Annotated in this window: 14 protein-coding genes and 1 pseudogene; 14 read left to right on the top strand and 1 reads right to left on the bottom strand. The window is 40.8% G+C overall.

Annotated features, from left to right (window positions below; translation table 11 throughout):
• Positions 1–251 precede the first annotated feature (251 nt).
• The 7 genes from B9D94_RS00455 (at position 252) to B9D94_RS00425 (ending at position 8,561) form a co-directional block, all read left to right on the top strand.
• On the top strand, positions 252–1,367 hold the full coding sequence (locus B9D94_RS00455; protein ID WP_119851386.1) for a GGDEF domain-containing protein: 1,116 nt from the start codon (positions 252–254) through the stop codon (positions 1,365–1,367).
• On the top strand, positions 1,367–2,041 hold the full coding sequence (locus B9D94_RS00450) for an HD-GYP domain-containing protein (RefSeq protein WP_119851385.1): 675 nt from the start codon (positions 1,367–1,369) through the stop codon (positions 2,039–2,041). The genes B9D94_RS00455 and B9D94_RS00450 overlap by 1 nt, the downstream gene beginning before the upstream one ends.
• Before the next feature lie 125 nt (positions 2,042–2,166).
• Positions 2,167–2,430: a DUF1294 domain-containing protein gene (locus B9D94_RS00445; RefSeq protein WP_119851384.1), complete on the top strand. Its 264-nt coding sequence runs from the start codon at positions 2,167–2,169 to the stop codon at positions 2,428–2,430.
• A 153-nt stretch (positions 2,431–2,583) separates the two neighbouring features.
• Positions 2,584–3,081 (top strand): nuclease-related domain-containing protein, encoded by a 498-nt coding sequence (locus tag B9D94_RS00440; protein WP_119851383.1) that lies wholly within the window; start codon positions 2,584–2,586, stop codon positions 3,079–3,081.
• A gap of 67 nt (positions 3,082–3,148) precedes the next feature.
• On the top strand, positions 3,149–4,516 hold the full coding sequence (locus tag B9D94_RS00435) for a COG1470 family protein (RefSeq protein ID WP_119851382.1): 1,368 nt from the start codon (positions 3,149–3,151) through the stop codon (positions 4,514–4,516).
• A gap of 86 nt (positions 4,517–4,602) precedes the next feature.
• Positions 4,603–7,872 (top strand): hypothetical protein, encoded by a 3,270-nt coding sequence (locus B9D94_RS00430; RefSeq protein WP_119851381.1) that lies wholly within the window; start codon positions 4,603–4,605, stop codon positions 7,870–7,872.
• Between the two features lie 80 nt (positions 7,873–7,952).
• Positions 7,953–8,561, top strand: a complete 609-nt coding sequence (locus tag B9D94_RS00425; protein WP_162939250.1) for a WxL domain-containing protein — start codon at positions 7,953–7,955, stop codon at positions 8,559–8,561.
• A 157-nt stretch (positions 8,562–8,718) separates the two neighbouring features.
• Here the strand turns inward: B9D94_RS00425 and B9D94_RS00420 are convergent, their stop codons facing one another.
• Positions 8,719–9,504 (bottom strand): hypothetical protein, encoded by a 786-nt coding sequence (locus tag B9D94_RS00420; protein WP_119851379.1) that lies wholly within the window; start codon positions 9,502–9,504, stop codon positions 8,719–8,721.
• A gap of 129 nt (positions 9,505–9,633) precedes the next feature.
• Here B9D94_RS00420 and B9D94_RS00415 point away from each other — a divergent pair, with 129 nt between their 5' ends.
• The 7 genes and pseudogenes from B9D94_RS00415 to trxB all read left to right on the top strand — a co-directional run bounded on the left by B9D94_RS00415 (position 9,634) and on the right by trxB (position 16,004).
• Positions 9,634–10,746 (top strand): hypothetical protein, encoded by a 1,113-nt coding sequence (locus B9D94_RS00415; protein WP_119851378.1) that lies wholly within the window; start codon positions 9,634–9,636, stop codon positions 10,744–10,746.
• Positions 10,747–10,958: 212 nt separating this feature from the next.
• On the top strand, positions 10,959–11,843 hold the full coding sequence (locus B9D94_RS00410) for an AbaSI family restriction endonuclease (protein ID WP_119851377.1): 885 nt from the start codon (positions 10,959–10,961) through the stop codon (positions 11,841–11,843).
• Between the two features lie 541 nt (positions 11,844–12,384).
• A pseudogene (locus B9D94_RS00405) lies at positions 12,385–12,825 on the top strand (PstC family ABC transporter permease); the annotation flags it as partial.
• Positions 12,825–13,727: a phosphate ABC transporter permease PstA gene (gene pstA / locus B9D94_RS00400; RefSeq protein WP_244235580.1), complete on the top strand. Its 903-nt coding sequence runs from the start codon at positions 12,825–12,827 to the stop codon at positions 13,725–13,727. The pseudogene B9D94_RS00405 and the gene pstA, both read left to right, overlap by 1 nt.
• A gap of 17 nt (positions 13,728–13,744) precedes the next feature.
• Complete coding sequence (gene pstB, locus B9D94_RS00395; RefSeq protein ID WP_119851449.1) at positions 13,745–14,497, top strand: phosphate ABC transporter ATP-binding protein PstB; 753 nt, start codon at positions 13,745–13,747, stop codon at positions 14,495–14,497.
• Between the two features lie 126 nt (positions 14,498–14,623).
• Positions 14,624–14,938, top strand: a complete 315-nt coding sequence (locus B9D94_RS00390; protein ID WP_119851450.1) for an ArsR/SmtB family transcription factor — start codon at positions 14,624–14,626, stop codon at positions 14,936–14,938.
• Between the two features lie 103 nt (positions 14,939–15,041).
• Positions 15,042–16,004 carry a thioredoxin-disulfide reductase gene (gene trxB, locus B9D94_RS00385; protein WP_119851451.1) on the top strand — a complete coding sequence of 321 codons (963 nt, stop codon included), beginning with the start codon at positions 15,042–15,044 and terminating at the stop codon, positions 16,002–16,004.
• Positions 16,005–16,105: the final 101 nt, after the last annotated feature.

The raw sequence follows: 16,105 nt of genomic DNA, 5'->3' as shown, positions 1-16,105 counted from the left end.
CCTGAAGTAGCGGCAGATGGTTACCGGCTATCCGGAAGAATCATTTAGAACAAAAGCATACCTGACAAGAGCCGAGAGTTCTACCCTGTTTATCTAATGACCAAAAAATTGTAGGAAAAGGTTATGTGACTTAATGAGTTAGGGAGAAGAAAACTCGTCATCGACCCGTTGTCCATGTGGTCTAAATTGCCAAAGGGATCCGGGGGAGGGCATTCCCTTTCCTGGATCCTTTCTTTATAAGGGGGATTCAATTGGAATTATTGCAATCAATTATGATGTTACCTCTGTTATTTATCATGTGGAACTTAACAAATAAAATGCCTAGACGAAAAGGCTCTGAAAGTAATATCCAATTGAGCATTATCGTATTGTTTACAGGTATATATCATATTCTGCAAATCCTTGGGGTATTCGAAAATGTAACATTGAACGGAGAAATACTAGGGGATGTATTGTTTATAGCTATCCTTTTTGCGCTTTACCAGATATTTCAAAGTACCCAAAGATGGGAACAGTGGGTAGTTTATATAGGTTGTTTAGTTACAGGTTTAGTTGGGTTTTGTATCCCGCTTCCGGTGCTTCATCCTATACTTTCGATTATTCTGGGGGCAGCTGCGTGGTATTATCTAGCATCAGATATGCATCGTAAAGCGAAGATCGCTATTGTGCTTTTTATTTTTTCTAAGATGGTTGTTTTGGCAAAACTATTCATTTGGGACCTATCGTCATTAGAGCTTTTAATAGCACTCATAACTGTCTCAGCATATACAATAATAATTTCTTACATTGTTGATTATTTAATTCAGTTAATTCGAGGTACATACGAATCATCTATTCAGGACCCACTAACAGGGCTTTATAACCGTAAGCAATTTGCTGCTTTCGTAAATAAAAGCATTGATAGAAAGATACATGTATATGTTATCTTCCTTGACGTTGATAATTTCAAACAACTAAATGATGTTTTTGGACATAAAAAGGGGGACGAGATCCTCAAGAAAGTTGCATCCATTCTGTTGGAGGAATTAGAGGGTAGTGGTGTTGCAGGACGATACGGCGGAGAGGAAATGGTAGGTTTAATTGTAGATCCCCATATTGATATGTTGGAGTTGACTGAATCGATCCGTTCTCGTATTGAGCACGAGGCTTCCTTTGACACGCCAGAAGGAACGTACTCGGTAACCGCGAGTATAGGTTACAGTTCATACGTTGAGGGTTTATCATCTGATGAACTCATAAAACAAGCAGATGAAGCGATGTATGCTGCAAAAAAATCAGGGAAAAACCAAGTGGTGGAATACGGCAAATATGAATCATCCACGATCAATGTATCTGACAGAAATTTAACTAAAGCGGGGAACATGTAATGAAAGAAACAATAAACGTGCCTCAGCAGACATTTAAGCATTCGTTAAAAAGAACGCTGAATCTCGAAATCGTTGACGCTTTATTCTATTGCATCGAGTTGCGAGACAAACTGACTGCCACTCATTCAGTCGTAATGGCTCATTATTCATACGAGCTCGCAAAGATTTATGATCAAGAACAATCACTTTTATATTATGCAGGTTCCCTGATCCACGATATAGGGAAGATAGCGATGGATGATAGGATTTTAAAAGGAAATATAAGACTCTCAGCAGATGAACGAACATGCTTATGGGAACATGTAAAAAGTGGAGAAAGAATACTTGAGAGATTACCACTGCCTGCAATCGTGAAGGACATTGTAAGGTACCACCATGAACGTTTTGATGGTAGCGGGTACATAAAGGGATTAAAGGGCTACAGCATACCATTGTGTGGCCGTATAGCGGCCGTGAGTGATACATTCTCAGCTATAATATGTGGTCGACCTTATCAAAACCTTAGATCTGCGAGAGAAGCTATTAATATTATGAAACGAGATACTCATTTATTTGATGCAGCCATACTCCAATCATTAACCATTATTGTGGAAAAAGAAATAAATAATAATCGAGTAATATCAGAATCGAAGGTTCCTTGGAATATGCTTCAGGATACAGAAAAGATTAAATAATATTTGTATACATATATATTTGTATATTAATATATATATTAATTAATAATATAATATAAAGGAGTGATAATCATTTCAAATGTAACGTGTACATAAGAACATTAATCATTCAAGGGGAGAAAGAGATGCTAATACCTTGTTTCATTGCTCTTATGAATTTAATTGGCATGTTTATTATGTGGTATGACAAGTCTCAAGCAATCGTAGGTTCGAGAAGGGTTCCAGAAAAACGAATTTTTCTGATCGGCTTCCTTGGAGGAGCTATTGGTATTTGGCTAGGCATGAATCTTTTTAGGCATAAGACAAAGCACTCCCTTTTTGTAGCAGGAATCCCCATTCTCGTCGTTATCAATCTATTCCTATTTGTATTACTGGCTCTAAAAGTCTAAGATTTTTCAATTTTATATGCGTAGGTGGAACAATTGGATGTTCAAAATGTGATACTACTAACGCTAATACCCTTGTCATTAGCAATAGTATGCTTCTTACTAATTCGAACCCTTCAGGAGAGGAAGTTTCAGCAGGAAGGGGGGCCTTCGAGTATGATGGCGATTAGCGCGCCGTCTACAGAAGATCCTAATTACATATACAAAAATGTTGAATTGATTCACGAAAACATCAAGGTAGAAATCGAAGAAATTCGAGTTCAAAATAACGGAGTTTTCATTATCGTCAGAAAGAATCGATCTGGTTATATCGTCGGATCCGAAAATGATGAGGTGTGGAATCAATACAAGCAAACAGGTGATAAGGTAAACCCCAAAACCCTTCGAAACCCAATGGCGATTACAAGAATTCATACCTTCGTTCTAGCTAAAAATCTTGCGGAAATTGGTTGTCGAATGTGGGTTCAGGGGATCGTGGTGTTTACTCATCCAACAGTTGAACTAGATGTCAGGTTAAAGAAAAACTCGAATACAGCTGTACTAACTGCCAATCATTTGAATGAATTTGTTAGTAATTATGAACCCAGAGATATTATCGATAATCAACAAATAACTAAAATAAGGGATTGGCTCAATGGTTTGAATAATAAGTAACGCTCATAAATCTACTTATTCCCAATGGAAGTACATCATATCAAGACTCTCTTTAGAGGTGAAAATCATGAAATCAAAACAACCAATCATGTTAGTTGGTTTAACTATGCTAATTGCTCTGCTATCTAATTTGTTTATCCTTACTCCCTCTTACGCAAAACAGGAAGTAAATCCGAATCAAGCGCCAAAAGCATCCTTTTGGTTTGCACCAAGTAAAAAAGAAGCTCGAGATGGTCTGGGGTACTACCGTGATACAGTAACCCCCGGAGAAACTCGGGAGTACAAATTCTATGTTAAAAATTTGCTGAATGAAAAACTAGATTTGAAGATTTACGCGACGGATCCGGTGCCCTTGCAGGATGGAGGAAAGGATTTCGGGGCATATAACGCCGGGGTAACGAATGCAGGGACATGGCTTTATCCTCAAGGTTCTAAGGACATTACGTTGGGGCCTAATGAAATGCGTGAGTATACCTACCGAGCATCCATACCAAAGGATCTGGCTCCTGGGCAGCACATCGGCGTTGTAGCTGTATCTGAATATAACGAGTTCCAGGGAGAAGGAGTCGAGACCAATATCGAAAACACGACTCTTGCTCCGGACGTTGAAAGTTCAAATGGTTTGTGGATCATTATGGATTATAAGATCGATGATGCCAAACATGCTATGTCGATTAATACATTTACTCATGACTATATCGCATCGGGTGAATCCCGGTTTACCGTTACACTTGAGAATCGTGGGACGATCTTGGAACAACCGACCGGTTATATTGAGGTTCGGGATAGCTCCAAAAAAGTTATTTTTCGAAAAGAGTATGAGGCCGGCTCGATCTACTACGGTACGACAGCCAATATGGTAAGCATCGCGAAAAACCAGTTGTTATTGCCAGGCGATTACGAAGCGTACTTTGAAGCAAACTTTGCTGGGCAAAAGGAATGGAAGCTATTTAAATTCACAGTAACACCAGAAGCTAAAAATGAAGCACAAGCTGCTATGGCGCATTACGACAAACTGGAAGTAACGGACGGCATTCCAGATTGGTTGAAATATGTTCTCGTCATCGGTGGGATCCTCATTCTTCTGCTGCTAATTCTCCTATTTTGGTTGCTGGCTAAGCGTAAAAAGGGCGACATTGAGGAACGAATCAAAATGTATCTGGAAAAAGGCCTTACTTTTGATAAGACGCGAAAGAAAGTCCAACTTGACCAAAAGACATTCACCTTATACGTCGTCAAGCTCGGGTACATACCGGATGGCGAAGAACCTGAGTGGGATAAAACCATTCATACGTGCAAACATGCGAGACGTATTGCAATTGCCATGGTCGAGAATTCATCTGTTGGACCTGGCAGCAAAAATGAAATAACGGAAGGTTCTGCATCATCTGAAAACCTGAAAGGGGGTGAGGACGATGTAGGAAAAGGAGCTTAAGCGATAATTGGAAGTCAATTGGGGTGACGGAAGCCAACATGAACGAATGCATGATGAAAATAACAGTATTTTGGAGGTCTTGGCACATGGCTAAAGAAAAAGATGTAGAGAGACAAAGGAGTAAATCTGGTAAGGCAAGACGTGTCCTAACAACTGCGCTGGCGGCTGCATTGTTATTACCAAGCGTACTGATACCTGGTAAAAATACGGTCGAAGGTGCCGGTCATGCAAATATAGTCGGCGTTGATTATTTTGCAGATCCAACCATGAACAGAGTGCCTAGGCCAACGTTTGAGCTTAGTGATGGTAGAACCATCTTTATGCGTGATTCCGCATTGGCTTTTCAACCTGAAGATAAAAATGTATTACAAGATTGGGGCACGGACTACATTAAGTATCTTCATTTCAATACTGCCGAGTCTGGTTATGCAGCTAGACTTACAACCTCTGGAGAATTCTTCGTTCGCAAAGATCAATTCAATGATCCTAGTCGGGCCTTCTCAAAGTGGGCTGAAGGATGGAAAGACTTTGTTTACCTGAACTATGCCGGCGGATACAGTTTCTTCGGTTTGAAAAATGATGGCGGCGTAGTTGCAATAGGATCGGGAACTATGGGTGAGCTGGGGACTGGAGTAAAGCAGAGTGCGTCAGTTCCGATGGAAGTGCTGAATCCGGACACGAACACACCACTAACCGGGGTTAAAAAGATCATTCAGGTCGATCCAGTAAATGTGTTGTTTGTTACCGATTCAGAAATCTATAAAATCGGTCGTGCCTTTGGATCAAGCTCTTTTGATAACGCAAAACCTATCAAGGTCACGTCATTGTTTCCAGGATTTAATGGAGCAGATAGCTTTGAAATGGGATATATCGGAGAAGGAATGTTAGGCACTATTGATACGATAAATTCAAATCCTTATGCAGATGTATCCCTTCGTTACTTTATGATTAACGGAAGTTATTATACCTTGACTGATACGTCAACATCTTCGAAATATACGCTTGAAAGTTCAGGCTACTCCGAGATGAATAGTAATAGGCTTTACCCATTTAATGGGGACCCTACAAAAACTGTACGATCGTTATATCAGCAAGAACAAACCAATGGAGGTAGGGTTTATACCGCCAATGCAGAAAACACGTTCTTTGAAATTGAGTCGAATGGAAACTTGGTTACATGGGGATTCCCGATTGATCAAATTGGTTATCAATCCTTTGACCGGTCCAAGTATTCAACGTCAAAAAGCCTCTTAATCCCAAATGCAAGCAAAGTGTCTGTAAATCCTAATGCAGCTATTTCTATTGTTGCCGCCCTAGCAACGGATGGTAATGTTTATGTGGTCGGCAACAACGGTAACACATGGGCAGGCGGACCCAATGTAGGGATAACCGGCATTAGTGGTGTCATTAATGCTCCTACTAAATTAACAGGGCCAGATGGTGCGATTGAGAATATAACTGATTTGGCTATGAGCTCAAGTGCAATGTACCTCTTGAAAAATACAGGGGATGTGTATGTCTTTGCGAGAGATACTTCGAGCATCTATAAAAACAAGTACAACAAAACAACAGGCACGAAATTTGTTGGTTTATTGGAAATTAAGCGTGACGTTAACAAGAGTGTAGTATACGGAATCGATGAAACAGGGGTTCTTCATCTTATTGATGAAGCGGGTAACACTACGCCACAAACGGGTGCAACTGGCATTTATCCTCCAGGGTATACTCCGGGGCCGACAACAATTGATAAGCCGACTGAGGGTATGCGTACAACGGATAAATTCGAAAATACGATTATCACCTTAGAATATCCTGCAGTAGCCAACAAAAAAGAGTACTCCCTAGACAATGGAGCTACTTGGTTGGATTACACGGCTCCAATAACCTTGATGAATAAAGGCATGATTAACGTTAAAGCACGTGCTGGATTGGATAGCCTGTACAGTGAGATTCTAGATATCTCCTTTATGAATAACCCTATTATCATCCCTGCGGGGTATCCGAAGCTGCTAGAGCAGGACGGGGTACTCACGATCGATACAGGCTCCATTGATTTGAATCGGGTAAAAGTCCGAGTTGATATTGATGGCCAGGTTTCCGATTATACATCTCCCGTTTTATTGCAGGAAGGCGACTATGTCGCAACAGCGATCATTCTAAACCAGAATGGTGAAGAACTCACAAGAGTAACAGAAAACATTACTGTCGATCCGCCGGCTCCGGGGACGTTAACGGCTCCTGTTGGTGCTGTGGGGGATCTGGATGCAAACAATCAAAGACCATTAACAATCGGCTTTAATCCAACACAAGGATCGCTGCAAATTCAACATGATGGCGGTCCATGGGTGGACGAACCTGAAATCTTAAATCAATATAACGGCACAACTGAGGATCCAAGCGCTACAGAGCGTAAATTTACACTGTTTGTCGATAACGTTGTAGATTCTGTTTATAAAGCCCGAGTAACCGATGGAGTTAACTTTAGCTCGGAAACCCTTCTAGTTGTGACAGCTCAAGTTTATGATCCGTCTTTCTTCAGAGACATCGATGATAAATTACTGATTGATTTCTCGAATCTTCCGACGGGGAACTGGTATAAAGAATACTCGGTGGATCAAGGGTCTACATATCATGAGTACACTGGACCGATCGATATCGGTGCAGCGCTGCCTATCAAGGTCCGCGTTACGGATACTGGATCTGGTCAAGTTCTTATCGAAAAAGAATATATCACGCCAGCATTGAACGGAACTAATCCAAACCCTAATCCTGGTGTTGATCCGTCTTGGGGAACTGAGGTAACGGCTGCAGATCAGGAAGCCATTCTAAACGTTATCGGCGGAGGGTTATCTTCCAAGTTTAATGGACTGCTTTTGGATAATATTGAGATACAGACTGTAAACCAATATCAAACGATTAACTCCGTCACTAATACGTTGATTGAAGATAGCTCTGGATCCGGGGATGGTTGGACGTACTCGCTGTCCGTTACAGATTTTGTAAGTGACCCGGTGTTAGACACTGGATTGGGTACCCAGGATCTTGTAGTTAAAATTCCTGCATCTGCCATGAACGTTGATGTAAAATCTGCTAAGGTTCTTGCCGGATCTCCGGATCAGACCGCTAAAGTGGGGAATTACGTCCTCGGATCTCAGAAACAGGCTCTTGCACAAGCCAATCCATTTGAAGGTATGGGTTACTACGACATTCCTATGGACTTTATGTTCCGCGTGCCAAGCACCGTTGAGGTAGTGTCCATGGGCAGTGGAAGTGCTCATCAAGTGGGCGACAAAGTTGGTTTGAGAGTAGGGGTGTACAGATCCTTGTTCACCTTCTCATTGGCCAAAGGGATCTAATGTTCTACGGGGGAACCAGCATACATGCATGGTTCCCAACCAACAAACATTCCTACAAAAGAAATGATGGAGGGCAAAACATGATTAAAGGATTTAGAAAACTTCTTCTTGGGACGATGGGGATGTCAGCACTTTTGTTGTCCCTAGGAACTTCAACATTTGCAGCAGATGTAAGCGAACAAAAAGTCGAAGTTGTAGGTTCTGGACTGCGTGCGTTCCAAACTCAAATTAAGTTCGATGATATCAGGTTGGATGTCAAGAAAAGTCAAAGCTCTAAGGCAGAAACGACAGTGACGCTCGTTGATGGAAGAGGATCAGATGCTGGCTATACATTAAGTATGAGCTCGACGGATTTCGAAATCGAGAAAAACATAAATGGGACCTTAGAAAAGTTTTACATCCCGGCTTCGGCTGTTGAGGTAACAGCGCAGTATAAAGGACCTGTCACAGGTGCTCCTATAGATTTCAGTCGGGGGCAAGGAACACTTTCCTCCCAACTCGTACTTTCAAACGCATCGCAAGCGATTATACAAGCAAAACCATCTTATGGTGGCGGTACACACCAGTTTCAAATGCGTTATGACTTGAAGCTGCCTCAAACTATAAGTAAGCAAGACGGTACAAAGATCGGGGTACTGCAAGGATCCTATAAAGCATTGTTTACGTATAAGGCTACATCTGGTATTTAATATTTCCGGATTCTAAATAAATGCCGCGCGGACTTTTTATGCCGGGCGGCATTTAAACCTCTCTCGATAAACAAACATCAGATAGAGATACAACAATGGCGGCTTATTGGCTCATTACAAAGAAGACCTCTAGATGGTGACAGAGGTCTTTTTGCGTTCAGGGAAAAAGAGCGACTGGCTTAGGATGATAGATCGGACTCTTTTTCGTTAACTCAATCAACTGGTAGGTTCCTGCGACGTAAAAGAGGATGCCCTGGAGCTGGCTTGGGCTTTTAGAGTTACCGTATTTCGTCAAGAGCATGTCAACAAAATCGTTGAACGAAAAGGCGTCATGAAATACGGCTAATTGGCTCGTTGGACTCATGATGATCTTGAGATATAGGAATTTTGAATCCTTCTTGTAGTCATGAAACTTCTTATCCCATTCATCCTTGATCCACGTTTTATAGAGCAGATCGACATAGCGCTCGTAATTGGTGCTATCATCAATTGCTGCGCTGACATCAATGGGACTATTTGATTCCTCAATGACTATAAAGCGTCCTTCATAATCGCCGAAGTGTAGCGCCCAGTCGTCAGTTAATTGGTAGACCTCAGAGCGATGCCATTTTACAGCCTTGAGTTCTAGGAACTCGGTGGATATGCCGGCAAATGGATCCTTATGTTTCAGATCTCGGAGTGTTTTCCCGGGGTTAAAGGTGGTCTGTTTTACTTTCAGATGGAAGAGGATACGGTGATCCTCATCTGCGTGCGATTGGTGGAAATCCAGGAACCATTTGAACAACTTCGGCTGCGTGAATAGCAAGGTGGCTTTTCCCTTATTTACTTCGAAAGGAAATTGCTTTATCTCGATAACGGATTTCTTCTTCTTTTTACTGTCAGCGAATTCAAATCTCGCTTCTGACCCACCCGCGTATGCGGTATGCTGGAGAGGATGAAGCATAGGCTGATGATGCTTTGTATTGACCTCTCCTAATTGAATTAGAGTCTATCTGCTTGAATTCATGTTCACTGAGGAAGAGATGTTCTAAAATAAAAATAAATCTTGAGAAGAGGGGAGTACGATAAGTAGATGAAGGGGTTATATTATCATCCTAGCAGGATTAAGCATAATGGAGCACCGGTACTGATTGATGCTGGGAAACACGGTGCGATAACATTATTTGTTCGGTTGATCGAGCAAATGGTCCCAGAAGTAATGGAGGAATTAAAAAATGAGGTTCTCGAAGCATATGCTAGAGCAGATCATTGGTATGCGATGCAAAGTAATTTATCGCCACAAGAGGGGCCATCAGAATGGAACATTGTCAAAGAATCTAGTTATGTTAATTTTCCTGCATATAACAACTTAAAAGAAAAACTAATCAAATGGTCTAATAAGTATCACTTAAATGGCATTGAAGATTTTTATTTAACTTTGGCATTATGGTCTATTGGTAATTATTATGAAGAATGTAATGAAGTCTCTCGGAAACAGAGAGTCAAGGAAATCCAAGAGTATGCTCGTATTTTCGGAGTATCGGTAGAAGAGTGCCGGTCAATGGCAATATACAAAAACTCCTGGCCATATGAAGAATGCATTTCCTTATCGGAATCACTCTATTTTGAGGACGAGCCAGATGACATTGAATTAAGTAAAAGCATTGGTAAAGGCGAACAAATTTTCAACTCCTTTTTTTCAAGAGTGTTTCCTTTCACTTTCACCCCAGAAATATTAAGTGATATTGGTAAACGATCACCAAATATATTAACTTACGAATCCCTTCGGCTCTTCGACGAAACAAGAAGCGACCTACTAGGAAAGGCGAACACAAGAGACTATTCTGAGTTTGAAGTACTAACTAAGCCTTGGGAAGGTGGTATAGGTTGGGATCCGCGAATAGAAACCTGGAAAGAATTCGAAGAGAAAATGGATAAGCAATACGAGCAATACAAGACTCTATATCGGGAGAGATCTTCGCAGTTCCTGCGCGAACGTGGGTATGTGAAAGATAAAGAAAAGAGAAAATTGGAACACTTTAAATGGTTAGTGGATTATCAAATTAAAGGTTGGAGCATAAGAGAAATCGCGGATTATTATAGCGGGCTTAATAACGAGATAATTAACGAGGATACCGTCTTTCATGGGGTAAGAAATACTGCTAGTTTGGTATTAATTCATTTAAGGTCCTCTAAGAACAGTTAATTAGAGACTGGCTGCTTCTGAATACTTGCCATTCAACGTCGATTCATTTTTCGATTTTGTTCTTCACTAATACTTTGGCAAGACCAGTGCGATGAACAGAAGAGCGGCCACGCCGCTCCTAAGCTCAAATGTAGCCATTAACAGAACATTTTGACCGCCAATGGAAATCGACTAGATTAGAGAGGTTTTAATAAATAAAAAGGGTGAAGGGTATGGAGAAACGCGATTATTTAGTAAAAACATTATCACGAACTAAAAGAAAGGATTATGAAAACTATATTATCAATTCAATCTGGCACAAAATTGATAATATGGAACTGCAGCCTGTTAGTCAGCAATATGTAAAACGCAAGAACGGTAAATATGCTCTAATGGATCTATACTTTCCGCAGCTTCAGATAGCAATTGAAGTAGATGAAGCATACCACCAGAAAAATCAAGAAGAAGATAACCTCCGATTGGATGAAATTATAGCTGCTGTTAATGAAGAGTCTAACTCTGAATTCATGTGTCTAAGAATAGATGCATCTCAATCTATAGAATCGATAAATTATCGAATTAGTGAGGTCATATCAATCATCCAGGAGAAAGCTTCTATTAAGCAATTAAAGTGGTTGACCTATGAAGAGCAACTAAGTGAAATTAAGCAGCAAGAGTACCTTACTATTTATGATGGTGTATCGTTTGAAAATATCACTGACATAGCCAATACCATATTCGGAAAAAACTATAAGGGATTTCAAAGAAGCGGGTTTAGAGTGACTGAAACACTTTGGGTTTGGTGTCCAAAACTAGCTGTTAAGATAGATGGGGTAATTAAGTCCCCGGCAAGAGGATGGTTGAATATACTGGCTGATGACTGGTCCTATATCGATGAATCTCAGGAAAATCAAACTGAGGAAAGAAGAATTGCACTCATTGATGATGATCTTAGATTAAATAAGGTAAGAGCGGTCTTTGCGAACTATAAAGACAATTTAGGAATAAACCGCTATAGATTCGTAGGAGTATTTAAAAGTTCAGGACTGTCTCCCGATAACCCCAATTATATAAGATATGTCCGTATCCAGGACAAAACAAAGATCATCCATGCATAGTTTGGTGACTTACAATCCAGGGAGGTTGCAAAGTACAAGAACTTGTACCGATTGACGGAATGGACAAGAACATAATCCCATTGCCGAGTTGATGCAAATCTAAATAAAAAGCACATACATATGTTCAATTTAAAACCGAAAACGTCAATTCCTGACTGGTCCCTTAAAAAAATTGAGCAGAATAAAACGAAAAAGTAAGAACTAAGCATCTTTCAATGAGTGTGCTTTAACATTGATTGCTATTGCTGCTAAAATGCAAGAAAATTAAAAAAATCAGGGGAAATATTTCCCTGTTACTAGAAGTATTAATTTATCAGGTAATGGAGGCAATTAAAAAAATGGAAAATCTTAAGGTCGAGATACTGAATTGTTATGGGATAAATAAGCTAGTCCATGATTTTGATTTTAGTACTAATTCGGCTTATGTAATTTATGCTCCAAATGGTGTGATGAAATCATCTTTCGCTAATGTGTTTGACGACTACAGTAAAGATAGGATTTCAACTGATTTAGTTTATAAAACTCGTGTGTCACCGCGTTCAGTGCAGGAATTGCAGTTGGAATCATGATTATCCCTATGGTGTCATCGTTAAGCGAAGATGCAATGCGAGCTGTACCTAAAAGCTTGAGGCATGGTGCATATGCATTAGGTGCCACTCGGTTGGAAGTCGCTTTACAGATTGTATTGCCAGCTGCCATTTCTGGAGTGGTTTCATCCTTTGTATTAGCCTTTTCTCGGGCTATTGGAGAGACCATGATTGTGACTGTAGCAGCTGGAGCCACTCCACAACTAACGGCTAATCCGTTAAACAGTATACAAACAATGACCGCTTACATTGTACAGGTGAGTCTAGGCGATACGCCTCACGGTTCATTAGCTTACGGTTCCATTTTTGCCGTTGGCCTCACGTTATTCGTGATCACTTTTTTGCTAAATATATTAGCTTCAGCCATTGCTAAACGGTTTAGGGAGGCGTACTAATGCCAAGTCCAATGGTTACCCCGAATAAACATGGGGCAGTTAGCAAGGAAGTAGAACAAATCCAAAATCGGAGAAGAAGAGATCACTTAGCAAAACTACTCTTTATAGCAGCAACTTCAATCGCAGTTGCCGCATTAATGGCTCTGCTTACCAATGTAATTGTAGATGGGATTGCCTCAGTAAGACCAGAGTTGTTTACAAATTATCCATCTCGAAGAGCGTCTTCTTCTGGATTGAAGTCGGCACTTGTAGGTACAATTTTAATGGTGGCCATCATGGCACCTATCGCTTTTTTATTAGGCGTAGGTGCGGCCGTATTTTTGGAGGAGTATGCCAAAAAGGGAGTTGTTACCCGCCTCATTCAATTGAATATTAGTACATTAGCCGGAGTACCTTCCATCGTGTATGGAATCTTGGGGCTTACACTGTTCGTTAGAGGTTTACATCTAGAGCGCAGTCTCCTTTCAGGATCCCTAACCATGACACTTCTCATCTTGCCGATTATTATTGTATCTGCTCAGGAAGCAATAAAAGCCGTACCAAATTCCAGAAGAGAAGCATCTTACGCACTAGGTGCCACCAAATGGCAGACGGTTCAGAGATCCGTACTTCCGTCAGCATTTCCTGGGATCTTAACCGGCGTCATACTTGCGGTTTCAAGAGCAATCGGAGAGACAGCCCCGCTCGTTATGATTGGGGCGCTGACTTATGTAGCCTTTCTTCCCCAAAGTATTCTGGACCAGTTTACCGTTTTACCGATTCAAATCTATAATTGGATCGCCAAACCACAAACAGACTTTCATGATCTTGCGGCTGGTGGGATTATCGTTTTGTTAGTTCTATTGTTGTCTTTAAACTTTGTCGCCATCATTTTACGTAACAAGTTCCAAAAGAATCTGTGACGAGGGGTTTTACCAGAATGAATGCAATCAAAATAAAAAGTCTAAGTGTGCACTATGGAGAAAAACAAGCTCTAAAAGATATCACGATGGATATGCCAGCTAAATCGATAACAGCTTTGATTGGACCATCCGGTTGTGGGAAATCAACCTTACTCAGGATGATTAATCGAATGAATGATCATGTATCCGACCTCAATTACGAGGGGCAGATTTTTATCTCAGGATATTCAGTCTATGAAAAACATGTCCAGCCTGAAATGTTAAGAAAGAAGGTGGGGATGGTATTTCAACAACCAAATCCATTCCCAAAATCCATATATGATAACATTGCATATGGTCCCAGACTGCATGGAAAAACGAAAAAAGCCGAATTAGATGATATTGTTGAAAAAAGTCTCAAAGACGCTGCATTATGGGACGAGGTAAAAGATTTGTTGAAAAAATCTGCATTAAACCTATCGGGTGGACAACAACAGCGACTATGTATTGCCAGGGCTTTAGCTATTCATCCTGATATTCTTTTGATGGATGAATCAACGGCAGCGTTAGATCCGCTCTCGACCATGAAAATAGAGGAACTCGTCACCCAGCTTAAGAGTGATTATACCATTGTTATGGTCACTCACAATTTACATCAAGCAGCCAGAGTTTCGGATCAATCTGCCTTTTTTCTCAATGGTCAGCTCGTAGAATATTCAATCACAGAAGACATTTTCACAAAACCGCGAGATCTGAAAACGGAACACTATATTTCAGGTCGATTTGGCTAATTGAGCTCGGGCGATCATATATAAATCATGAAATACATCAAAAAAAATTGATGGTTGACGCAGGGAATTTTGCTTGCTACAATGAATCCATCAATTTTTTTTGATTTGTTTGATGGAGGTGATCTCGTGAGTAATTCAACTATAGAAGAGATAACATTAAGTAAATACGAACAAAAATTCAAAGCACTCTCGGACAAACATCGTTTGAAAATTATTTGCGAGTTAAATCAAAGAGGTAAGGTATGTGTTTGCGACCTAACCGACATGCTGGAACTCCCCCAATCGAAATTGTCTTATCATCTAAAAATGCTGCTGGAAGCAAATATTATTTTGATGGAACGCATCGGAAAGTGGAACTATTATGAGCTGAACGATGAAGAGATCAAAGGGTTGTTATCCGAAAAGCTGTGCTGCATATTTTATCCGAATTCAAAAACATAATTTTTTTACCCAATACATCAAAAAAAATTGATTAATTATCAAAGTTAATATAAATGAAACCATGATGTGAAAATCCGATATGTTTTCAGAGGAGTGAAGTAACGTGTACAAATCAATCATTATAGGAACGGGTCCAGCAGGTTTAACAGCAGCCATTTATTTAGCTAGAGCTAATTTGAATCCGCTTGTTATTGAAGGACCACAACCGGGAGGCCAATTGACATTAACTACAGAAGTTGAGAATTTCCCTGGTTTTGTTGATGGAATCATGGGACCTGAGCTCATGGATAATATGAGAAAACAAGCGATTCGATTCGGTGCTGAGTTCATGAATGGTTGGGTACATGAAGTGGATTTCTCTTCACGACCGTTTCAAGTGTCCGTTGAAGGGCTGGGTCAATTGCAAGCTGAAACGATCATTCTCTCCACGGGTGCATCCGCGAATTTACTTGGCGGTATACCCGGCGAGAAGGAGAATATCGGCCGCGGCGTAAGCACATGCGCGACATGTGATGGTTTCTTTTTTCGAAATAAAGAAGTGCTGGTCGTGGGCGGGGGAGATTCCGCCATGGAAGAAGCCAATTTCCTCACGAAGTTCGCATCCAAGGTAACAATTGTTCATCGTCGTGATGAACTGCGTGCTTCGAAGATCATGCAGGAACGTGCAAGACAAAATCCTAAGATAAGCTGGGCACTTAGCAAAGAATCCACTGAAATTATCGCCGATGATCGCGGAGTTACCGGACTGCGCGTTAAGGATATAAAAACAGGGAATGAAGACATCATCGAGACCAATGGAATTTTTATTGCGACGGGTCATACGCCCAATACTGCATTTTTGAAAGGACAGATTGATACCGATCCAGTTGGATATATTCGCGTGAAACCTGGAACAACTGAAACGAACATTCCTGGGGTTTTTGCTTGCGGTGACGTACAGGATCCGAAGTACCGTCAGGCCATTACAGCTGCAGGTACAGGATGTATGGCTGCTCTAGACTGCGAAAGATTTTTAGAAGCAGAATCCGCCTATATAAAAACAGTCACAGATTTGGCTGAAGTATAGGCGTATGCTTATGTGTGAATTAACGACTACAAACTATTCCGTGACAAGCGTTTTCTGATCCGGCCTTTGTGGCCGGTTTTTACAGTAACCTTTGAGCAAGA

This window comes from Paenibacillus sp. Cedars, from assembly GCF_003184205.1.
Lineage (GTDB): Bacteria > Bacillota > Bacilli > Paenibacillales > Paenibacillaceae > Paenibacillus_AQ > Paenibacillus_AQ glucanolyticus.
The sequence above is the reverse complement of the archived record's forward strand: the minus strand, read 5'-3'. Positions and strand labels throughout refer to the sequence as shown.